Source organism: Leisingera sp. MMG026 (genome assembly GCF_021654205.1).
Lineage (GTDB): Bacteria > Pseudomonadota > Alphaproteobacteria > Rhodobacterales > Rhodobacteraceae > Leisingera.
The window spans coordinates 32,007-53,971 of sequence record NZ_JAKFZM010000022.1; the positions used below are offsets into that span (position 1 = coordinate 32,007).

At 61.3% G+C, this 21,965-nt stretch carries 18 protein-coding genes, 1 pseudogene and 1 riboswitch; of the genes and pseudogenes, 6 read left to right on the top strand and 13 right to left on the bottom strand.

The genetic code is table 11. From position 1 onward, the window contains the following. Positions 1 to 8 precede the first annotated feature (8 nt). Positions 9 to 1,586 carry a DUF5928 domain-containing protein gene (locus L1069_RS13575; protein WP_134828968.1) on the top strand — a complete coding sequence of 526 codons (1,578 nt, stop codon included), beginning with the start codon at positions 9 to 11 and terminating at the stop codon, positions 1,584 to 1,586. A gap of 124 nt (positions 1,587 to 1,710) precedes the next feature. After that, on the top strand, positions 1,711 to 3,114 hold the full coding sequence (locus tag L1069_RS13580; RefSeq protein ID WP_237456017.1) for an MATE family efflux transporter: 1,404 nt from the start codon (positions 1,711 to 1,713) through the stop codon (positions 3,112 to 3,114). Between the two features lie 13 nt (positions 3,115 to 3,127). Here L1069_RS13580 and L1069_RS13585 read toward each other — a convergent pair whose 3' ends face one another. Then, the gene (locus L1069_RS13585) at positions 3,128 to 4,060 is read right to left on the bottom strand and encodes a LysR family transcriptional regulator (protein ID WP_129372124.1); all 933 of its coding nucleotides are present in this window, start codon (positions 4,058 to 4,060) and stop codon (positions 3,128 to 3,130) included. Positions 4,061 to 4,179: 119 nt separating this feature from the next. Here L1069_RS13585 and L1069_RS13590 point away from each other — a divergent pair, with 119 nt between their 5' ends. Together L1069_RS13590 and L1069_RS13595 are read left to right on the top strand one after the other, a co-directional pair. Further along, positions 4,180 to 5,838 (top strand): BCCT family transporter, encoded by a 1,659-nt coding sequence (locus L1069_RS13590; RefSeq protein ID WP_129372125.1) that lies wholly within the window; start codon positions 4,180 to 4,182, stop codon positions 5,836 to 5,838. A 103-nt stretch (positions 5,839 to 5,941) separates the two neighbouring features. Continuing rightward, positions 5,942 to 7,594, top strand: a pseudogene (locus L1069_RS13595) (ABC transporter substrate-binding protein). A 52-nt stretch (positions 7,595 to 7,646) separates the two neighbouring features. On the opposite strand, the gene L1069_RS13600 reads toward L1069_RS13595, so the two are convergent. After that, positions 7,647 to 8,732, bottom strand: a complete 1,086-nt coding sequence (locus L1069_RS13600; protein ID WP_134828964.1) for a hybrid-cluster NAD(P)-dependent oxidoreductase — start codon at positions 8,730 to 8,732, stop codon at positions 7,647 to 7,649. Positions 8,733 to 8,736: 4 nt separating this feature from the next. After that, entirely contained in the window at positions 8,737 to 9,972 is a 1,236-nt protein-coding gene (locus L1069_RS13605) for an aromatic ring-hydroxylating dioxygenase subunit alpha (protein ID WP_237456043.1), read from the bottom strand. A 104-nt stretch (positions 9,973 to 10,076) separates the two neighbouring features. Beyond that, a riboswitch (cobalamin riboswitch) is annotated at positions 10,077 to 10,279 on the bottom strand. 272 nt (positions 10,280 to 10,551) lie between these two features. Between L1069_RS13605 and L1069_RS13610 the strand changes: the two genes are divergently transcribed. Further along, the gene (locus L1069_RS13610) at positions 10,552 to 11,088 is read left to right on the top strand and encodes a dihydrofolate reductase family protein (protein ID WP_237456018.1); all 537 of its coding nucleotides are present in this window, start codon (positions 10,552 to 10,554) and stop codon (positions 11,086 to 11,088) included. Positions 11,089 to 11,091: 3 nt separating this feature from the next. Then, complete coding sequence (locus L1069_RS13615) at positions 11,092 to 11,643, top strand: TetR/AcrR family transcriptional regulator (protein ID WP_237456019.1); 552 nt, start codon at positions 11,092 to 11,094, stop codon at positions 11,641 to 11,643. 73 nt (positions 11,644 to 11,716) lie between these two features. On the opposite strand, the gene L1069_RS13620 is transcribed toward L1069_RS13615, so the two are convergent. The 10 genes from L1069_RS13620 to L1069_RS13665 form a co-directional block, all read right to left on the bottom strand. Then, on the bottom strand, positions 11,717 to 12,361 hold the full coding sequence (locus L1069_RS13620) for a DUF1523 family protein (RefSeq protein WP_129372130.1): 645 nt from the start codon (positions 12,359 to 12,361) through the stop codon (positions 11,717 to 11,719). Positions 12,362 to 12,371: 10 nt separating this feature from the next. Further along, positions 12,372 to 12,638: a hypothetical protein gene (locus L1069_RS13625; RefSeq protein WP_129372131.1), complete on the bottom strand. Its 267-nt coding sequence runs from the start codon at positions 12,636 to 12,638 to the stop codon at positions 12,372 to 12,374. Then, a complete protein-coding gene (locus L1069_RS13630; RefSeq protein WP_237456020.1) occupies positions 12,639 to 14,000 on the bottom strand; it encodes a DUF6638 family protein in 1,362 nt (453 codons plus the stop codon). It abuts the gene before it with no gap. A 124-nt stretch (positions 14,001 to 14,124) separates the two neighbouring features. Beyond that, positions 14,125 to 14,850, bottom strand: a complete 726-nt coding sequence (locus L1069_RS13635) for a hypothetical protein (RefSeq protein ID WP_237456021.1) — start codon at positions 14,848 to 14,850, stop codon at positions 14,125 to 14,127. Then, positions 14,847 to 16,784: an ATP-binding protein gene (locus tag L1069_RS13640; RefSeq protein WP_237456022.1), complete on the bottom strand. Its 1,938-nt coding sequence runs from the start codon at positions 16,782 to 16,784 to the stop codon at positions 14,847 to 14,849. The genes L1069_RS13635 and L1069_RS13640 overlap by 4 nt, the downstream gene beginning before the upstream one ends. Positions 16,785 to 16,889: 105 nt before the next feature. Continuing rightward, complete coding sequence (locus L1069_RS13645) at positions 16,890 to 18,011, bottom strand: hypothetical protein (RefSeq protein WP_237456023.1); 1,122 nt, start codon at positions 18,009 to 18,011, stop codon at positions 16,890 to 16,892. A gap of 421 nt (positions 18,012 to 18,432) precedes the next feature. Continuing rightward, on the bottom strand, positions 18,433 to 19,515 hold the full coding sequence (locus L1069_RS13650) for a hypothetical protein (RefSeq protein ID WP_237456024.1): 1,083 nt from the start codon (positions 19,513 to 19,515) through the stop codon (positions 18,433 to 18,435). Between the two features lie 171 nt (positions 19,516 to 19,686). After that, positions 19,687 to 20,310, bottom strand: coding sequence for a class I SAM-dependent methyltransferase (locus L1069_RS13655; protein WP_237456025.1), 624 nt, complete (start codon positions 20,308 to 20,310; stop codon positions 19,687 to 19,689). Between the two features lie 25 nt (positions 20,311 to 20,335). Beyond that, positions 20,336 to 21,076, bottom strand: coding sequence for a phosphatidylcholine/phosphatidylserine synthase (locus L1069_RS13660; protein ID WP_129372138.1), 741 nt, complete (start codon positions 21,074 to 21,076; stop codon positions 20,336 to 20,338). 231 nt (positions 21,077 to 21,307) lie between these two features. Continuing rightward, entirely contained in the window at positions 21,308 to 21,943 is a 636-nt protein-coding gene (locus L1069_RS13665; protein ID WP_237456026.1) for a Crp/Fnr family transcriptional regulator, read from the bottom strand. Positions 21,944 to 21,965: the final 22 nt, after the last annotated feature.

The window sequence follows — 21,965 nt, forward strand, 5'->3', positions numbered from 1 at the left end:
TCCACGCCATGGCAAAAATCGCATATATTCTGCTCTGCCATAAAGACCCCGAGGCGATCATCCAGCAGGCTGAGCGGCTGACCGCGGCTGGTGATTACATGGCGATTCACTTTGACGGGCGGGCGGCGCCGGAAGACTACCAGCTGATCCGGGCTGAACTGGCAGACAATCCAAATGTGACCTTTGCCAAAAAGCGGATCAAATGCGGCTGGGGGGAATGGTCGCTGGTCGAGGCGACGCTGCACGCGCTGCGCAGCGCGGTTGATGAATTCCCGCGTGCCACCCATTTCTACATGCTGTCGGGCGATTGCATGGCGGTGAAAACGGCGGAGTATGCCCACCGGTTCCTTGATCAGCATGACAAGGATTTCATCGAAAGCTTCGATTTCTTCGAAAGCGACTGGATCAAGACCGGCATGAAGGAAGACCGGCTGATCTACCGGCACATTTTTAACGAGCGCAAGCACAAGCAGCTGTTCTACTGGAGCCACGGCCTGCAGAAACGCCTGGGGCTGCAGCGCGAGGTGCCGGCCGATATCCAGGTGCAGATCGGCAGCCAATGGTGGTGCCTGCGCCGCCGCACGGTGGAGTGGATCCTGGATTTCACCCGCAGGCGCCGCGATGTGATGCGGTTCTTCCGCACCACCTGGATCCCGGATGAAACTTTCTTTCAGACCCTGGTGCGCCACCTGATCCCGGAAGGAGAGATCGAGACCCGGACCCTCACCTTCCTGATGTTCACCGATTACGGGATGCCGGTGAATTTCCACAATGACCATTACGACCTGCTGCTGAGCCAGGACTTTTTGTTCGCCCGCAAGATCAGCCCCGAAGCGACAGAATTGAAATCGCGGCTTGGGCGGCTTTATGCGGCGCAAGGCATCGACTTTCAAATCTCGAACGAGGGGCGCAGCCTGTATACATTCCTGGTCCAGCGGGGCCGGATCGGGCGCCGGTTTGCACCGCGGTTCTGGGAGACCGAAAGCTCGCTGGGGCGTGAACGCGAGCTGCTGATCGTGATCTGCAAGAAATGGCACGTGGCCAAGCGGCTGCTGGAACAGATCCGCCAAGTGACCAATATCCCGGCCATCGAATACCTGTTCAACGAAGAAGACACCCCTTTGCCCGACCTCGGCGGCATCCAGGCGGCGCTGATGAAGCGCACCCGGCACCGCCGCGCGCTGATGCGGATGCTGTTCGAATACTACGAATCCGATCAGCTGATCATCTGCCTGGATCCCGGCGCCATCGACCTGATGAACGATTTCGATTCCGACCGCTCCTCGACCCGTTTCCTGCAGATCGAATGCGAGTTCAGCAACGACTATCTGACCGGCCACGCGCACCGGGTCGGGCTGGCGGGTGAGCGCACACCGCAATTGACGCTGGAGCGCCTGCTGCCGACTATCCGCAACGACATCCTGCATGAAAACGACCGCATCCGCGATGCCGGGTTCAGCCAGCTGTTTCATATGCGGGAAAGCAGCAGCCCGGAGGAAAACGCCGGGCAGCTGCGCGGTTTCCTGGGTCTGACCGAGGAGAAAGCCATGCAGATTGCAGGAACCCATTACCTGTTCGCAGATTGATCCGGCCGCCGCGTGTGCGGCAGCGCGCATTGACAAGACCGGGATTGCGGCTTTGCCTTAGGCCGGCGGCCGGATTTGCCCGGACCACCCGGACCTGGGCCATGAAGACCGAAAGGAATGAACGATGGCAGACCAGCCGGACCGCAAAGCCGTCTTTCTGACCGGCAGCCTGATGCGGCATGTCACCCGCATGTCGCTGACCGCCAGCATCGGGCTGATGGCGATGTTTGCGGTTGATTTCGTCGACATGGCCTTTATCGCGATGCTGGGAAACGACTCTCTGGCCGCTGCGGTGGGCTATGCCGGAACGCTGCTGTTTTTCACCAATTCGATCAATATCGGACTGTCGATCGCTGCAGGTTCGCTGGTAGCGCGGGAGCTGGGGGCGGGGCGGCCGGATCAGGCGCAGCACTACGCCACCAGCGTGGCCGCCATCGGGGTGCTGGCCGGGCTTTTGATGCCGGTTCTGGTGCTGGCGTTTCTGGAACAGATCCTGGCGCTGCTCGGCGCCGAGGGCGAGGTGCTGCGGCTGGCCATGCGCTATGTCTGGATCATTCTGCCGACGATGTGGGTAATGGCGCTGGCGATGACCGGCATGGCGGTGCTGCGCGCCCATGGCGATGCGCGCCGGTCGATGATGGCGACGCTGTATGGCGGCGGCTTGAACGCGGTGCTGGACCCGCTGCTGATCTTTGGTTTGGGACTGGGGCTGGACGGGGCAGCCATTGCCTCGGTGCTGGCGCGGGCCTGTATGCTGGGGGCCGCCTTCTGGCCCGCCATCAGGGTGCATCAGGGCTTCATGCGGCCCTCGCTGCGGCAGATCGGCGGCGACCTGCGGACGATCCGGGCCATTGCGGTGCCTGCGGTGCTGACCAATGTCGCAACCCCGCTCGGCAATGCTATTGTTCTGCGTGAAATCGCCCAGTTCGGAACTGAAGCGGTCGCCGGGATGGCGGTGATCGGGCGCCTGATGCCGGTGGCATTTTCGGTGATCTTTGCGCTGTCCGGCGCCATCGGCCCGATCATCGGCCAGAACTTTGGCGCCGGGCAGTTTGCCCGCGTGCGCCAGGCGTTTCTGGCCGGCATCGCCTTTACCGCGGTCTACGTGCTGCTGATGGCGGCGGTGCTGTTTGCCCTGCGGGTGCCGATTGCGGATCTGTTCTCGGCCACCGGTGAAACCCGCGCGCTGATCTACCTATTCTGCGGGCCGCTGGCGCTGGCGTATTTTTTCAACGGGGTGCTGTTTGTCGAAAACGCCAGCTTCAACAATCTGGGCCGCCCGGTCTATTCCACCTGGATCAACTGGGGCCGCCACACCCTGGGCACCTGGCCGCTGGCGGTGCTGGGCGGCACCCTGGGTGGCGCACCGGGGGTTCTGCTGGGCCAGGCAGCCGGCGGGGTGATCTTTGCCTGCCTGGGCGGGCTGCTGGTGCGCCGGGTGCTGCTGCGGCTGACCCGGCCTGCCGCGGTCGATGCCTTTGCCCCGCAGAACCGGCTGCACGCCCTGCTGGGGCGCCGCGGCTGGTAATCCGGCACCAGCCCTACATCACGGCGGAACCTGCCAGATGTTCGGCGATCCAGTCGAACACCAGGCTGGGCCCCCGCAGGCGGCTGGAATAGTCGCGCGACATCACATAGCCGGCATCGCTGACCACCACATCCGGCACCACCCTGACCAGCGACCCGTTCTGCAGCAACCGGTCGATCAGCCCCAGCCAGCCCAGGGCGATGCCATCCCCCGACACTGCGGATTGCACCACCATGTCGTAGTTGTTGAAACTGATGTAGTTCTTCGACCGCTCCCCCGCGATACCCAAGCGGTCGAACCAGCCCTGCCAGGTCTGCCACTCCGCCGAGGCCGGTTTCGACAGGCTGAGCAGCTGTAAGTCCAGCAAGCTTGCTGCTGAAGACACCGGGCCATGCCGTTCCAGATAGGCCGGGCTGCACACCGCCCCAACCCGTTCTTGCAGCAGCATCACATCGCCGTCACCCATACTGCTGCGCGGGCCGACGTGGATCTTGATATCGCAATCCTCGCCATAGTCGTCCGGCGCTACCTGCGAGGCGAGGATCTGGATTTCGATCTCATCCCCCAGTTCGGCGCGCAGATGCGACAGCCGTGGCAACAGCCAGAAACTGGCAAAGGCAAAATCCGCCGAAATCCGCACCCTGGGGCGGGACTTCCGCTCCAGCAGCGACGCCACCGAGTTCCCCATCTGCGCCATCGCCGGGCGGACCACATTCAACAGCCGCACACCCTCGTTGGTCAGCGACACACCGCGGTGCTCGCGCCGGAACAAAGCAATACCCAATTCCGTCTCAAGCCCCTTGATTTTCTGCGAGACCGCCGATTGTGTCAGCCCCAGCGCCTCGGCTGCGCCGGTGAAATTACCATGCCGGGCCACCAGGTCGAAACTATGCAGCGCGACCAGGTTATAGCTCAGCTTCCTATTAATGCTGCTAATGTCATTCATAAATTATTGCCTACTGCAAAAGGCAGAATTTTTGTACCAGAAAATGCCCTGTGTAAGGTCTGCTAAGCCGTAGCCCCGGGCGGCATCAACGGGCAGATCAACAGAAACAGGGAATTTTCATGTCAATCAAACCTCCTTTAACGGATCTGCCGATCGGCACATCCGACAGCGGATTTTACCGGGGCTTCAGCCAGATCGTCACCATTTCGTCAAAACTGATGATCGGCGGGCTGGTGGTCTGGGCCATTGCCTTTCCCGAACAATCCGGCGCCGTGCTGAATTCGGTCAACGGTTTCATCCTCGCTTCCTTCGGCGCCTGGTACGTCTGGACCGTGGCACTGTTCGTGCTGTGCTGCATCGCGCTGGCCATTTGGCCAACGGCGGGCAAACTGAAACTGGGGCAGCCGGACGACAGACCCGAATTCTCCAATTTCTCGTGGTTCTCGATGATGTTCGGGGCCGGCATCGGGGTCGGCATGCTGACCTGGGCGGTGGCCGAGCCGATCTACCACTGGAACAATAACCCCGAAGTGATCCAAGGCCTGACCAATGGCGGTGCTGCGGACAATATCCGCATGGCTTACAAATGGTCCTTCCTGCATTGGGGGCTGGGTGCCTGGGCCTGCTATGCAATTGCCGGGCTGGCGCTGGGGTTCTTCAGCTACCGCCGCGGGCTGCCGCTGACCATGCGCTCGTCGCTGACACCGCTGTTCGGCGCCCGGCTGTCCGGATCCATCGGCCATGTGGTGGATATCGTCGCCGTGGTCGCCACCATCCTTGGCGTGGCGCAGACCCTGGGTTTCGGGGTGGAACAGTTTGTCTCCGGCCTCACCCGTATTGGCATTGACGGGCTGACCAACGAGGCCGGCACCGCAAATACCGCCGGTGTGATTGTAGCAATCCTGGTGATTATGGCGGCCTCCACTGCCTCGGCCCTGTCGGGTGTCGGCAAGGGGATCAAGTGGCTGTCGAACATCAACATGGTGCTGAGCATCGCCTTGCTCAGCTTCTTTCTGCTGTTTGGTTCCACCTTCTTTGGCTTGCAGGCGCTGGTTGTCGGCCTGTGGGATTACCTGATTGCACTGCCGGATATGATGTTCCGCGTCTGGACCGGCGACGGCAGCCCGGACAGCGTAGCCACAAAGCTGGAAGGCTGGCAGGGCGCTTGGTCGGTGTTCTATTGGGCCTGGTGGATTGCATTTGCGCCCTTTGTCGGCCTGTTCCTGGCCCGCATCTCCAAGGGCCGCACCATCCGCGAATTTGTGCTGGGTGCCATGATAGTCCCGTCGCTGATGTGCTTTGTCTGGTTCACCTGGGCCGGCGGCACGGCAATTGATCTGGAACTGAACGGCGGCGCAAGCGGCCAGATCTCCTCGGCACCTGATGGCGACAAGATCTTTGCCATGGTACAATACATGCTGTCGCCCTGGGTCGGCTGGGCGATGTCGGTGATGATCGTGATCCTGCTGATGACCTATCTGGTGACCACGGCGGACAGCGCGGTGCTGATCGTCAACACCATCAACGCCGCCGGCGACGAAGGCCCCAAGGCCCGCCCGCATATCATCTTTTGGGGTGTGGCGCTTGGCGCGGTGGTGACGGCGCTGCTGCTGGTCGGCGGATTGAAGGCGATCCAGACCGCTATGGTGATCGGCGCCCTGCCCTTCTCGGTGGTGATGGTGCTGCAATGCGCGGCCCTGATCAAGGCGATCTACAACGACGGCCGCCGCGAACAGGCAGGGATCGCCACCACAATCATCCAGGAGCCGGCGGAATAAAGCCCCCGGCGGATGGCTGCTGGCGGGCGGGGCAGCCATTCACACCCTTTCCACTGCTGCCCGCATCTTTTCCGGCGCTGAACACAGCAACAAAGGAAGCAAAATGACCCAATACTACAACAGGGAAACCCTCCACCCCGCAGTGCGCATGCATGCGGAGGAAACAGCCCAAGGCAAACTGGACCGCCGCGAGTTCCTGTCCCGCGCAACCGCGCTGGGTGTAACCGCATCCGCGGCCTATGGCATGATCGGCCTCAGTCAGCCGGTGCAGGCGGCGGCCAATATCCAAGAGGGCGGCACCATCCGCATTTAGCAGGTGGTACGGGCGCTGCTTGATCCGCCGCTGTTCAACTGGCCGCAACTTGGCAATCTGGTGCGCGGCTATCTGGAATACCTGGTGCAGTACAACGCAGACGGCACCTTTGAGCCGCGCCTCCTGGAAAGCTGGGAGGTCAACGAGGATGCCACCGAATACCTGCTGCACATCCGCCCCGGCGTGAACTGGAACGACGGCCGCGGCACCCTGACCGCCAAGGACGTGGCCTATAACTTTGCCCGCTGGTGCGATGGCAAATGGGAAGGCAACTCAATGGCGGCCCGCATGGGGTCCTTGCAGAACGAGGCCGGCGACGGCCCCGCCGAGGGCGCGCTGGAGGTGATCGACGATCTGACGCTGAAGGTGAAGCTCACCCGCCCCGACATCACCATCATCCCGGCAGTGACCGAATACCCCGCGGCCATTGTGCCGGACGGCTGGTCGGGCGATCCGGGCGCCGACCCGGTCGGCACCGGCCCCTACAAACTGGTGGAATACGAGGTCGGCGTCAAAGTGGCGCTGGAAAAGAACACCGGCCACGAATGGTGGGGCGAAGGCGCCCATCTGGACCGGATCGAGTTTGTTGACTTCGGCACCGACGGCTCCACGCATCTGTCAGCCGCCGAGGCCGAAGAAATCGACATGGTCTATGAAACTGTGGGGGAATACGTCGATATCTTCACCTCCATCGGCTGGAACGTGAGCGAGTCGATCTCGGCCAACACGCTGGTGCTGCGCACCAACCGCGACGCCGAGGTCGATGGCGCGCAGCCCTATGCCGATTCCCGCGTCCGCCGCGCCCTGGCGCTGGCCTGCGACAACGCGGTGCTGCTGGAACTTGGCTATGACGGCCGCGGCACCCTGGCGGAAAACCACCACGTCTGCCCGATCCACCCGGAATACGCCGATATCGGCGCCCCGGTGCGCGACCCGCAAGCCGCCCGCCAATTGATGGAGGAGGCCGGGATGCTCGACTTCGAGCATGAGCTGTACTCAATCGACGACGACTGGCGACGCAATACCACCGATGCGCTGGCAGCACAGATGCGCGACGCAGGCCTCAAGGTCAAACGCACGGTTCTGCCCGGCAACACCTTCTGGAACGACTGGGACAAATACCCGTTCAGCTCCACCGACTGGGGCCACCGGCCGCTGGGGGTGCAGGTGCTGACACTGGCCTATAAAACCGGGGTGGCCTGGAATGAAACCGGCCTTGCCAGCGCCGAGTTCGATACCATGCTGGAGGCCGCCTCGGCCATTGCCGACGCCGATGTCCGCCGCGGCCACATGGAAAAGATCGAGCAGTTCATGCGCGACGACGGCACCGTGATCCAGCCCTACTGGCGCTCGCTCTACCGCCACGCCCGCCCCGGAGTTATCGGCGCCGAGAGCCATCCGATCAACGAAATCCATGTGCACAAGCTGGCACTGGAAGCCTGATCAGGCCCCGAAAACAAGGGCGCGCACCAGATCCGGCGCGCGCCCGTTTTCATCAGATATCGACCTCAACCCGGCCAATCGGGTTGGAGCAGCAGGCCAGGATGAAACCGGCCTCCACGTCTTCCTCCGAAATGCCGCCGTTGTGGACCATATGCACCTCGCCTGCGGTTTTCTTGACCTTGCAGGTGCCGCAGATTCCGAAGGTGCAGCCCGACGGAATGTTGAGACCCGAGGCCTTGGCCACCGCCAGCACCGTATCTGTTTCGGTGCAGGTTGCCATAACACCGGAAGCCGCAAAGCTGATCTCGGCGGCAGCAGTTTCCTCCGGCACCACATCGTCGATCTCGGGCACATCAGCGGCTGTTTCAACCGGCGCGCCAAAGCTCTCCTGGTTGTAGTTCTCCATGTCAAAGCCCAGGCCGTTGAGCATGTCGCGCACCGCCTGCATGAAGGGTTCCGGCCCGCAGCAATAGACCTCGCGCTCCAGGTAATCCTGCGCGATAAGGCCCAGCATGATCTGGTTCAGCTGGCCGCGGTAGCCGGTCCAGACCTGATAAGGGTCGTCCTCTTCCACCACCAGGTTCAGCTTCAGCCCCGGCAGCCGCGACGCCATGCTTTCCAGCTGCTGGCGGGCGATGATCTCGCTGGGGCGTTTGGCGCAGTTGATAAAGCAGATGTCGGGCGACTGGCCGCGGTCGAACAGATACTGGGTCATCGACAGGCTGGGTGTGATGCCCGAGCCTGCGGAGATGAACAGAAACTTGCCATTCGGGCGCTTTGGCAGGGTGAACACCCCTGCCGGGCCGGAGGCGCGCAGGATCCTGCCGGGGCGCAGATGGTCCAGCATCCAGCGGGTGCCGATGCTGTCGCCCTGGGCCTTGACCGTTACCGAGATCGACAAGGGCCGCGAGGGCGACGAGCTGATGGTGTAGGTGCGCCAGACTGTCCCTTCCGGCACCGGCAGCTCCAGCGTCAGGAACTGGCCCGGCTGGTACTTGAACCACGCGCCCGACGGCGCGCGGAAGCTGAAGGTGGCGGTGTTCGGCGCTTCCGGAACAACCGAGACGCATTCCAGCATCTCGTCGTCCTTCCACGCCAGGGTTTCGTCCAATGTCTCAAAATTGGCCTGCAATCCCATAATCTTACTCCGCCGCAATCAGATGGCGGCCGGTCAGCGCGCGGGTCAGGTGTTCAGCATACCAGTTGGAGAACTGGATGACGCCGCTTTCCTGCACCTCGGAATAGGGACCGGGTTCATAGGCGGGGGAGTTGATGCCTTGCTGGTTGTCTTCGACCACAATGCGATCCTCGTCATTGGTCGCCATCCAGACCTCGGTCAGGCGCTTGATGTCGTAATCCTGGCCCTCGACCGCATCCTTGTGCACCAGCCATTTGGTAGTGACTTCGGTTTCGGTCGGGCTGATCGGAGTGACCCGGAACACGAGGGAGTGATCCGGCAGGAAGTGGTTCCAGGTGGTCGGATAGTGGAACTTCAGCAGCGTGCCGGCATCAGCAAAGGGCACCCGGCCCAGCGGCTTGGCCACTGCCGCCTTGCCGTCCATGGTGTAGCTTTCCGCGCCCTCATTCAGCGGCATCCGCGCCAGCCGGTGCTGGCCGCGCGCATCCATGCGGAACTGCGCCGGGCAACCTGCCGCTTCAATCCGGTCAAAGTGCTTTTGCAGATGCGGCGGGGTCTCGCCGCCCTCTACGCCAGTGACCGAAGGGTCCTCGGGGAAGGTCCGGCACAGCGACGGGTGGTTGCCGCCGCAGTGGTAGCACTCGCGGTTGTTCTCCCAGACCAGCTTCCAGTTGCCGTTCTCGATGATCGAGCTTTCAAAGGCCACCTTGGCATTGCCCAGATCATGCGGCTCCAGGTAGGGGCGGGCGACGTCGGCGAAGGCGTCGAAGTCCGGCGCCTCATCCGCCAGGCAGATGTAGATCAGCCCGGCCAGGTCGCGGCAATGCACCGGCTTCAGCCCGTGTTTCGAGGCATCGAAATCCGGCCCCATGTCACGCGCCCACAGCAGTTTGCCGTCCAGCTCGTAGGTCCACTGGTGGTAAGGGCAGACCAGCTTGGGCGAATTGCCCTTTTTCGCCTTGCACACAACCGAACCGCGGTGGCGGCAGGCGTTGTGGAAAGCACGCACTTCGCCATCAGTGCCGCGCACGATAATGACGTTATAGGCCCCCACCTGATGGGTCACATAATTGCCCGGTTTCGGCACTTCGCAGGCGGGAATGGCAAACAGCCACTCGCGGTAGAAGATCTGCCGCATGTCCAGATCCAAAACACCCGGATCGGTGTAGAACGCCTGTTCCAGAGAATAGTTTTTCTGCCGCGCCATCAGCTTGGCCAGAATTTCGCTGTCGTGAAGCATCTGCTTCTCTCCTCTGCCGCATCCCCGCGGCGTGTTGGCTTGGGTGCAGGCATAGGCAAAGGGATTGCGGACACGCGCCGCAACCGCCCCGCCGCCGTCCGCGGTTGACGTTTTCATGGCAAGGCTGGTTTCCGGACTGTCCCGGGGCCGCTTTGGCGGCGGGGCCTGGCACCTTCCCGAAGCCATTGGCTTCAGTGGTTGTTTGCCATGCCTTGCCCGGGGTCACCGTTGCGGGGGCAGTGCCGGAGTTTCACCAGCTTCCCAATTCTCCGCCCCGAAGGACGGCACCTTGCTATCTGCGGTATTGCCCGAAAAATTTCCCGCCATCGGAAACAAAACCGACCCGGCGAAACCGGAATAAGACATGCAGGTTTGCCGCGCCGGGCGGGACAGGGATGTCCAGAAACTCAAACCGGCATCCGCCAGCCCGTTTGCGGCAAGCGCTTATCTTTCATGCGGTTACCCGCGGCTGATCCCACCGAATCGATTCGCACGCAGTGAATCTTGCGCCAGCCCCTTGGAACGCGGCATGCGCTTAATTATATGCTGTATAATTAAACGCATGCACAGGAGAACCCGATGACCACCGGCCACGTCTTCATCGCCACCAGCCTCGACGGCTTTGTGGCCCGCCAGGACCATTCTCTGGATTGGCTGCACAAACAGCCTGTTGCCGAAGATGACGATGGCGGCTTTGCCGCCTTCATGGACAGCGTCGACGGGCTGGTCATGGGAACCGGATCGTTCCGCACCCTGCTCGGGTTCGGCCAATGGCCCTACAGCAAACCTGTTGTGGTCCTCAGCAGCAGCCTGACCGAACAGGACATTCCCGAGGAGCTGAAGGACAAGGTGCGCCTCAGCACCGCCGCGCCCGCAGACCTTATGCAGGAGCTGCAAGAAGAGGGCTGGACCCGCGCCTATATCGACGGCGGACGGATGGTGCAGTCCTTCCTGCGCCAGGGGCTTATCGCCGATCTGACCATCACAACGGTCCCGATTCTGATCGGCAGCGGCATTCCGCTGTTCGGCAGCCTGGACCGGGACATCGACCTCCAGGCGGCAAGCTCCCGCATCCTGCCCACCGGCATGGTCCAGACCACGTTCCGGGTAGCCTGACCAATGCCCCCGCGCATGGGCCGCCCGCCCAGGGGCAGCCGGACCCTCAGCAAGGATGATGTGCTGAAAACGGCCCTGCAGCTGCTCGATGAGGGCGGCAGCAAGGCCCTCACATTCAAAGCACTGGCAAAGGCGCTTGGCGTCACCCCGATGGCCGTTGCCCATCACGCCGGAACCAAGGACGAGATGATTGCATCCCTCGTCGCCATTGCGTTTGCAGGTTCAGACACCCCGTCAGAAGCGGCAACGCCCAAACTGCGGCTGCGCGATCTGATGACCCGCTATTGCGCCCAGGTGACCAAGCATCCGGAGCTTGCAAAGTGCATCCTGGAAAACCCGGCCCAGATCGGCCCCTCCCTGACCGGGCTGACCCGGCTGATCGAGGCGGAAATCACCGCCGCAGACCTATCTGGCGCAGAGGCCCGCACCATTCTCTGCCTGCTGGTGGATTACACACACGGTTTCGCCTTTGCTGCCGCCGCGGCACCACGCGGGGCGCTTTCGGCTGGCGATTTCACCCCGGCGCTGGACTGGGTCCTCGACCGTATCGAGTAAAAAAAAGCGGGCCCGTTCAGGCCCGCGCATCCGTTTGCATGTTTCAGAGCCGCCCGGTCCGCGGCCCCTCTCGTCACTTCGACTTCCAGCTGTCCAGCCAGCGCCGGAACCGCCCCCTGCGCTCGGCAAGCGCATCGCCGGCGGCATACAGGCTGTCTTCGACATTCTCGACCATCGGATCGATCCGCGCCCGGCGGAAGCGGCGCCAGCGCACATAGACGGCCCAGAATACCGCCGCCAGAAGCACCAGAACAATGATCGTGAACCAGTTGGTTGGCTTGTCCTCCGGTCCCGCAACCGGGTTGATCGTCACCGCGTTGGGAAAGACCGACAGGAATTCATTGCGCCAGCCGTAGTGCATCACCGCCACCCATTCCGGGTTCGCCTTGGTTGAGATACTGTCATTGGCATCCGTATACAGATTGGCCGTATCGAACTTGAAATAGGGCGGCCAATTCCAGCCGGTATCCTCATTCCGGTACACGATATTGCGGCCATTGGGGCGCACCGCCTGGATGAACTGCACATCGCGGTTGATCAGCTCCGCCGACTGGTCATCCGGCTGCGACCAGAAAACCCTCGTCCAGTCGTTCAGCTCCTGCCGCTCCTCGTAGGTATTGACGATCCGCACCACATCGTACTGCGGCAGCGTATAATGCAGAAAGGCCCCGAACAGCACCCAGATGGTGATCAGGAAAGCCCATTTGATGAAACGCATCTGCTGCACCTCACATGAAGTTAATGACATAGACCAGAAACGCCAGCGCCCCCAGTGGAATGATATAGACCAGCAGGATCAGCTTGCGCCGGAACGAGCGGTCGTATTGTTTCAGCCCCCGCTGGATGAAGGCGGAGCGGTCGCCGGTCAACCCCTTCTCTTTCCAGCGGCGTTTCAGTTTCGCCCGCCGCACCTCACGCGAATAAAGCGACACCGTGCCATAGGCCACGGTCAGCACCACCAGCAAGATCAGGATCAGGCGAAAAAAACCGAACATTCAGCGGTCCCTTACCCGGCTGACCGCGCCCCAGGGGCCGACCCGATCGACCATCCCCTTGCGCTGCACTCGCGGCAGCTTGGGCAGACGGCCCTGCATATCCGGCTCATGCCCGAACAGCGCGGCGCGCGCGCCGGCCTTGTCCACCGCATACTCCCGCGCCAGGAACTCAGCCGCATAGGCCTTTTTCGTCTCCGGCCAGCCCCGGTACTGGCGGTAGAATTCTTCCTTGTGGCAGATGAACATCTGCCGGAAGTCATGCGGGCACAGCTCCGCCAGCAGCATATTCACCAAGTCACGCTGGGCCGTGTCCGACGCCCGCAGGGAATAGAAATAGGCCGGATGGTCCGAGCGGATCTTCGGCCATTTGCCGCCCCCCTCGGCCCAGCGCACCAGCGCCGCCAGCCCCTCGAACTCCGCCGGCAGCTCATCCGCATGCCGCGCCGCCATCCGCCGCAGGTCCGACCGCGACAGGCCAGTGAGGTCCCGGCCCTTCCCGGTCAGCACGCTCACCGCCAGGAACCCCATTTTCTGCCGCAGGATCGCCGCGCCATCGACGCCGCGCGACCGGATCACCGGCTCTGCCAGCCCGTTCAGTTCCAGAAACTTGGCAATCGCATTGCGCTCGCTCAGATCAAACACGCGGGCCAGCGGCACGTCCTCGGGCTTCGCTCCGCTGGCAATCACCGCCGGGTGCTCAACGTCCTGAAACACATAAAGCCCGCCGAAATGCGCAGTCCAGAAGTTCGACTGCTCAAAGACCTCATGTTCCAGATGCACCGGATTGCGGGTCACATCGCCGGTCTTCTCCGCCGTCGCAATCATCTCCCCGATCAGCGCATCGTCAAACCAGGCATCCTCATGCGTTTTGAACCGCTCCACCAGCTCCGCCAGATGATCCGCATGGCGCAGGGTACCCTTGGTGGTATCCGCCTCGATCCGCACCTGCCGGATGTCGAACAGCTTGGCCGGAGAGGGCACCTCAAACACCGAATTCACCAGCTCGCCTGCCACCGCATCCGTCGCCGTCAGCGCAAACAGCTGGCGTTCATTGACCTCGATAAACCGGCGCAGAATGTCCCGGCTGGTGGAGAATTTCACGTGAAGCAGCGGGCAGCGCTTCTGCTCGGTGGACAGCAGAATGAACTGCCGGTTTACGCCCGCATGGTTCAGATAGTGATCATCCCCCAGCTCATCTCCGATTTCTGGTGAGTAGCCCGAGATATCGACGTGGAAATCGGTGAGCTGCGTGGTCTTGCCGGTCAGATGCTTCAGCGCGCGATTGTAGCGCTCCACCAGCGCGGGCGAGGCCACATGGAAGAGATTGCCGAACATCAGGCCATGCTGGATGAGGCGTTTCATGCTGTCCTCCTATCCGTATCACACAAGCGATGCGCCCGGCCCGAGGGTGGGTGCGGAACGCGCCCGCCCTGGGGGGCGGGTCGGGCGCGTCGCGGCTTCGCCGCGGAGAAAGACGTCAACCGCATTAAATCTTCGTCCTCAGCAAAGTGTTCATTGGAACAAACGCAGCATCAATACAAATACGAAATGCATCATCGTCATTAAAAGAGTCGTTCAGCTTGCCCTCAAGCTCGCAGCGCTCTTTAGCGTCTTTGTCAAACTCTTTGGTCCACTTTTCGTCTGAATTTTGTCCGGCCCTTTGCTTGTCACATAACGCACCATACCGGCTTTCTAGCACCCCATACCTCGTCACATCGTTCGCAAGCTCTCGTTCTATCTTTTTCACAGGTTCAAAAGCGCTGGCTATGTCAGATGGCCATCTAAGTTCAGCTTCTGCAAGAAGAGCATTGACGTCATTCAGTACTTCTCGTGAACGCCGCCACCGATAACGGCGAACCATACGATCAACTTGTTGGGGCTCTTTTCCCGCTTCAAAGAATTCAAGATCCGTGGGGGTCAGAAACGGCAACCGTATAGCATGCAAAGATTGCCTGTAGCGATACATTTCCGCTGCCAGTGCTTTCGCGAAGTCTGCATCACGTTCTTTCTTCCATGTACTTAGGCCGTTCATCGCAGCCCAAGCTGCGATGATCGCAGCGCCTGCAGTTACGATACTTCCAATCGCCTCAATCATTGGATGCCCAAGTACGATTGCAGGAAACAGTTCAGGAAAGAAATCATTGGCTAACCCCGCAATTGCCACAACCAAGAACACTAACATCAGCCACCTGAAAACCCGGTCAGGATTCACCCCTGCCCCTCCAGATACCGCCGCTTGGCCTCTTCCTGCCGCCCGAAGTCACGCACCATGTTTTCAATCGCCACCTCATCCGACTTGTCGGCATAGCGGAACTCAGAGTCGGCGTAGCGGTTGATCTCCTGCACCACCATGTCGACCGTGACCGGTACCCGCAGTTCGGCAATCATCGCGGATTTGGTCTCGTAATCCTTGAACAGGAACAGCTCCGGGTTCTCCATCCATTCATCCGGCAGCTCGAAATCCATCGCCCGGACCTTGACCGCATCGGTGATGTTCTTGATGGCGCGGCCGGTGAACCGCTCATCCGCAGCTTGGATCGCCTTCAGATAGGTGCCGAGCTTGGCCAGATCATCCAGCTCTCCGAGCTGATCCTGCACCCGGCCAAAGACCTCTGCCAGCCCCGGCTCCTGCGGGCGGTTGTAGGCCTCGAAGGACCGCGCGACCGCCTTCCTGATTTCCTGCGCACCGTACAGATCATGCTCCCCCAGCGGGATCGCATGGTTCTTGCCCATCAAGAGCGTCAGGATGTCGATGTAATCCTCCCGCGTCTGCGGCCCGTCGACCAGGAACCGCGCGCCCGCCCGCTGGCGCAGGGCGTCGTCCACATTCTCCGGATAGTTGGAGAACATGCCAAAGGTGCAATTGCCCCGCACCACGGTATTGGCGCCGGCAAAGGCCTCCATGAACACCGCCGTTACCTCCTGCTGGCCCGCGCTGGACTGCCGGTCGCCGCGTTTTCCTGCGATCTGGTCAATGTCGTCGATGGTGCCAAAGCCGATGACGCCGGGGTCGATCACGTTCTGAATGAACGATTTGGCGTTCTGGCCCGATTTACCCTGATAGCTGTCGATATTGTCGATGCCGAAATTCTGATAGCGGAAGGCATAGCCTGCATTCTGGCAATAATCATGCATCAGCCCCGCCATCATCTGAATCAGGGTTGTCTTACCGGTGCCCGGCTTGCCGTCGCCCATGAAGGTAAAGATGAATCCGCCCATCTCGGCAAACGGGTTCAATCGGCGGTCAAAGTCATAGGCCATCAGCATCTTCGACAGCCGTAGCGCCTGATATTTCGCAATATGGTTGCCCACCACCTCATGCGGCTTCTTGAACGTCATGGTCAGGGTGGTGGATTTCGCCTTGGCCGCGGCGTCAAAGCCGCTGATGGTCAGGTCATCCGCCTCAACCCTCCAGGCGGCGGACGTGAAGGCTTCCAGCCGGCCTGCATTCTGCGCCCGCAAAGCAGCCTTCTCCAGCAGCTGCTCGGCATAAGCTGCCGCAGCCGCAATCAGATGCGCATCATCAGTGCCATACAGCGCCAGCTTCTGGTCCAGTTCCCACAGCGCCCCGTGCAGGGCCAGCGGCGCATTGTCGGTCAGCAGTTCCTCCGCCTCGCCCACCTCAGCCTGCGCTTCGGACCCGTGCGGCGCCAGCAAAAACGCCACGGCATTGGCAAAGACATGCGCCGATACCAGCGCCTCCGCCGCCAGCAGCTCGGTGAACTCACCTTTGCGGGCCGCGTCCAAGGACCCCGCCAGATTGGCCCGTTTCAGTTCACCCAGACCGGACACATCCGCATAAGCCTCCCCCATCGCCAACGAGATCGCCAGCGCCCGGCGCAAGGCATGCTGCAAGGTCGCCTGCAGCGGCGAGGTCAGCGGATCCTCCTCATCCGCAGCCTCGATGCGGGCAATCAGATGCACCCCTTCGGGCCGCGCGGTGGAGCGCGTCACCAGCCCCGGCGTGGTCGAGCGGAAGCGGCGCCGCGTGCCAATCCCTGCCGACCGCTCCGGCGTCTTGCCCTCTGCCTGCGGCTTGGCAATGCGCGGGGTGTGGTCAAACCCCTCCAGCAGCGCCGCCGCAGCGGCGTAATGCTTGCGGATATCTTCTTCCCGCAGCTCCATCTGATTGCCTGAAATGCTCATCTCACCCTCTCAATCCGCAGCGCGCAGCCTTAAATCCGGCCCGCTTTTCATCTTTCCCAAAATACTCCCGCCGGAGGCTCCTGCCCTCGCAATACGCGCAGGCGTTCAATACCGCAAAACTTGCCCCGCCTCGCTCACCACAAACTTCTGCACATCCCCAAACCCCGGCGGGTCCAGCTCTGCCAGCACCTGGAACGGACGCTGCGGCAGGATAATGGCCCGCTGGGTGCGTGTCGCCCCGGTATCCGCACCACGCCCGCCAAAGGGATCGAGCGCAAAAATCTCCCGCTCCACGGTGCCGAACCAGCCGGAGCGCTCTTCACGCACCTCTTCGCTTTCCAGCTCTTCCAGCGTCCAGGCCAGCGCCCAGTCCTGGCCCGCGGGCGCCTCTGCCTCCTCCAGCACTTGGTGCAACGGGCCTGACTGCTCGGTATAGGCCGAGGAATACATCGGCCCCACGTGATAGCGTCGCAGTTGCTTGGGATGCAGATCGTCGAAATCCTCGTCAAACCCCTTGGCAATGGTCACCAGCTTCAGGCCCGCCAGCGCCTGAGCCATCAGATGCGCCTGCACCTCGGGCCAGCGGCGCTCATCCTTGGGCAAGGCCACTTTGCCGCTGTCTTCCAGCTCCATCAGGTAGATCACCGGCAAGTTCACTTGGCTGTCATAGGCGGCCCAATGCAGCAGAAAGCGCCGGCGGCGCTCGCCGATGTTTTCCAGCCATTCGCATTCCGGGTCGTTCTGGGTCCAGAACAGCTGCCCCTTCAGCAGTTCCTGATAATAGAGCCGCTGCGACAGGGCGAATTGCAGCTTTGACGGCACCGTGCGGTCAGCGATGATGGTGCGGACCATGTCGTCTTTGAGCTGCTCCTCGCTGGCCATATTGCCCAGGTGCCGCTCTGCCTGCTGGGCGTCATTGGCCATAGTCATCAGTTCGGCCGCGACCGGAAAACCGCTGTCGCGCTTGTCCATCGCCAGGCTGCCAAAGAACCTGCCCGTGTCCCGCCCCGCCATCAGGTATTTCATCGAGAGCGCGCGGAAGGTGAAATTGAGCCGCATCAGGTAGCAGGTCAGCACCTTCACATCGGACTTGCTGAGCCGCCCCTCCGCCTGCATCGCCGCCGCCACCCGCGTGAGATGCCGGATGATGGTGTCGAACTTTTTGAAATACCGGCGCGAGGCGAAGGTATCGGCAAGGCCTGCGTGGTCCTTGGCGGGATCGGTCATACCTCGCCCCTTTCCGGACGTGCCGCTTGCGGCACGGACAGCGCCCGGCCGCCCTCTCCAAACCGCAGGTTTGCCTCCGGCAAAACGGCGGGCACTACGCCCCCATCCGCGGCCGGGAGCTGTCCCGTTTCATTTCTCAAATTCAATGGCGACATCTTGCTCCGGCTTTCCCAAGTTCTTTCCGCAGCGCGGAAAAATCACCCAGCCCCCTCAAGGGGATTCTCACTTTGGGCTTTCTTCAAGCGCGACCGCAGATGAAGTGCTGTGCCGATCATACTGCCTACTCCCGCCGCAATGAGTATGGCTTTGGAAAGGGAGGTAAATACACCAAGCACCATCAAAAGCAGAGCGAGGCAGCAGAAGTCCAACCACCAGTCACGCCAGCTCTTCGGGTTTTGCAACAAAGGAAAACGCAACCGTCTCACCCCCCATACAGGTTCTTGTCGTGCTTCTCGACAATCGCCGCAAACCGGCGGGCAAAGCGTTCATCCGCCTTGGCCTTTTTCTCCAGCACGTCGCGGGCGAACACCATGTTGTCCTCATGCGCTTCCAGCATGTCGGCCATCTTCTGGTTGGTCGCGGTGCCGATCGCGGCCATCGCGGTCTGGGCTTCCTTGTCGGTCTGCACGCCAATCTCGTTGATCCGGTGCGCCACATCCTGCTGCTGCGCGGTCTTCAGCGATTTGGTCAGCGCGTCATACAGCACCACCCGCTGCGCCGTGTCCGTCTGCAGCTTGTTGATCAGCACCATCTGCGTTGCCGCCTGGTTCTGCAAGCTGTCGACCCAGGTCTTGCCCTTCTCGATGTAGCGCTCCAGCGTCTGGGACTTGGCAAGCTTGACCTGCTCCTCCTGCACCATCGCATTGTATTTGGCATTCAGATCGGCCAGCTCGGTCTCCAGCTTGGTGCGCGCGGCTGCGTCCTGCTCGACCGATATCTTGTTCTCCAGCGCGATGATCTGCGGGTCCAGCGCCACGATCCCGGCGCGCACGGCTTCCAGCTCCTGCACCGTGAATTCGCGGTCGTCCAGGGTGGCCGTCAGGTTCGCCTGGACCTTTTCGCGCTGCTCTTCCAGCGTCGCCAGCTGTCCCTCCAGCAGCTTCACGATCACATCGGATTTGGCAATCAGATCCTGCAGCTTGTCATCAATATTGGCGGTGCGCATCCGCTCCTGGCGCATCGAATCCGATTTGCCGCTGCTGAAGAAGCCGACAAAGCTCTCCCAGCCGGTCTTGCCCCGCATCTCGTCAAAATCTTTCGAGAACGCCGCCGTCACATCGTCCAGCCCCATAATCAGTTCGGCGATATTGGCGTTCATCACGTCGGTGTGGGCGTGCACATCCTCCAGCGTCGCGTTCTCGATGTCGATGCTGGCATCCTCGCCCGCCTCGATCTTGTTGCGCGCGGTCTCAATGCGCGAGGTCAGCGCCCCGATCTTGGCCTGGGACTCCCGGACCTTTTCCTGGCTCTCCGCCACCATCTTCTCAAATTGGGAAACACTCATAGTATCCGTTCCTTCCCCTCAAATTCATGATCCGGATATAGGCATGTAAAAATCATTTACATCCCCTGAGGCGGTGCAATTCCGCCTGGTTCAAACGCACTGTTGCAGAGAGGCCGCACAAAGAAAAGCCCCGGAGAACACTCCGGGGCCGCTTCGCTGAATTGCGCCGTTTCACATGGTTTGCTGCTTGCCCAGAACCAGAAAAGTCATCATCCCGAAAGGCGGAATGCTTTCTTGCTGCTTGATGCTCAACCGGTCCTCCTGCAGCACCGTCTCCAGCGCAAAATCCGAATGCCAGCCGATCACATTGGCCAGCGGCGCCGAGAGTTTCTCCAGCGACGCCCGCACCCCCTTGCCGCTTTTGAAATGGTTGGTGATCACCACCTCGCCGCCGGGTTTCAGGACGCGCGTTATCTCGCGCATCACCTGGTCCGGATCCGGCACCACCGAAAGCACATGCATCGCGGCCACGGTGTCAAAGGAATTGTCCGGAAAGTCCAAGCACCGCGCATCCATCTGGCACAGCTGCTTGACCTGGTTCAGGCCCAGCTCCTGCACCTTTCTTTGCGCCTTCTTCAGCATGTCATGGCTGAAATCAATGCCAGTCACCTGCAGATGCGGTGCGTAATGCTTCAGCGACAGCCCGGTGCCGACGCCAACCTCCAGCACGCTGCCCTGACGGGTGTTGATATAGCGGGCCGCGCGGCGGCGGCCCGAGCGCGTCACCGCGCCAAAGGTCTTGTCGTAGACCGGCGCCCAGCGCGCGTAAGATTCTTCAACTGCCTTGATATCCAATTCGTCCCTCCCCGGACGTCACGGGCTAGTCCTTTGGCTTTGAAACCAGCCCCCAAATCACCATCACTACGTAGCCAAGGCATAGCACAACCAGCACGGTCCATGCATAGGTCAGTAATGCCGCAGCCATGAAGGCAAAGCCAACGAGCAGATACTTAACATTCTCGCGGGAGATTTTAACCGCCTTTGGCGACCAAGTCTGAATGTGGCTGATCATTGCCAATCCGATCACCACCATATGCAGGCAGATCAGCAGCTCCGGCAGCAGCACCTTGCCGTCAAAGGCAAAGGCGACAAACATCGGCAGCAATGCCAGCAGTGCGCCGGCGGGCGACGGGATGCCGTCGAAATAGCCGCTGCGCCCCTTTGGCGCCTCCTCGGATTTGGTGCTGACATTGAACCGCGCCAGCCGCACCACGCAGCAAACAGAAAACACGAGAACCGAAATCCACCCGGCGCCGCGCACGTCCTGCAAGGCCCAGAAATAGATCACCAGCGGGGTCGCCACGCCGAAGTTCAGAAAATCCGCCAGCGAGTCCAGCTCGGCGCCCATCTTGCTTTCGCTGTGCAGGGCGCGGGCAAGCCGCCCGTCAAGACCGTCCAGAATCGCCGCCAGGATGATCATCATCACCGCCAGGGTGTAATTCCCGAACACCGCAAAGCGGATCGCCGTCAAGCCAGCGCAGATGGCGCCAATGGTCATCATGTTCGGCATCAGCTGGATCAGCGCAAATTCCGATTTCTTCTTTTCCGGGGCGTCATACATGGCGGTGGCTCTTTCTTCCTCGCGGGGCGCACGTGCGTGCACCGTCTGCAAGAGGGTAACATATAGGCTGGCGATGCAGTGGCGGAACATATGCCCCAAGACCCGCCCCGGCGCAACGTCCGTGCCAAAAGGCCATTTGCCCGGAGACCAAGCTACATTCTTTTCATTCAGGCGCCCCGCGTCTGCCGGGCCCACTATATGCCGGCGTTAGCCTGACGCGCTGCCATCCGGCTAAGGTCCAGTCTTCTCCAGCAAGTGAATGCTCCTGTATCCCAGCTGCACTTGGCCTTTGGCCTTCAAGCCGTTCAGATGAAGGCCCACAGCTTCTTTGGTCACGCCCAAGATGGCAGCCAGTTCCTCCTGGCTGATTTGCAGCTTTCGCGAGTTCTGCCAAATGGAAATCTGTTGCAGCGTGGCTTTCAGTCTTTGTTCCAGCGAGAGAAAAACCGTATTCTCGTAACTCTTATAAAAATGACCAGCAAGCCCGGCCAGGACAGCTGCAATCGCCTGCCATAAGCTTGGATCTGCCTGACCTATTTCCTCGATGTCCTTCCAACCGACCACCTGCAACCGGGTCTCCGTTACTGCATAGGCCGCATTCGGCCTTTGACCGGACCCAAGGCACCCGATGAAACCAAACCAGTCCCCTGCACCAAGGTCGCGGACGATCAGCTGTTTGCCGCCCTCGTGTGTCGCCCCGAACCGTACCGTTCCAGTTTCAATAAAGTACAGCTCCTGCGCAGGATCAGCGATTTCGTGAACCAAGCCGTCTTTGGGGATGCACCTCCCCCGTGCCTTGCCATGCACCGCCTGCCTGGTTTCATCAGAGCAATGGTCAAGCCAATTCCGGAAGTTCACATTTTTCATCGGGAAAACAACCCAGATTGTC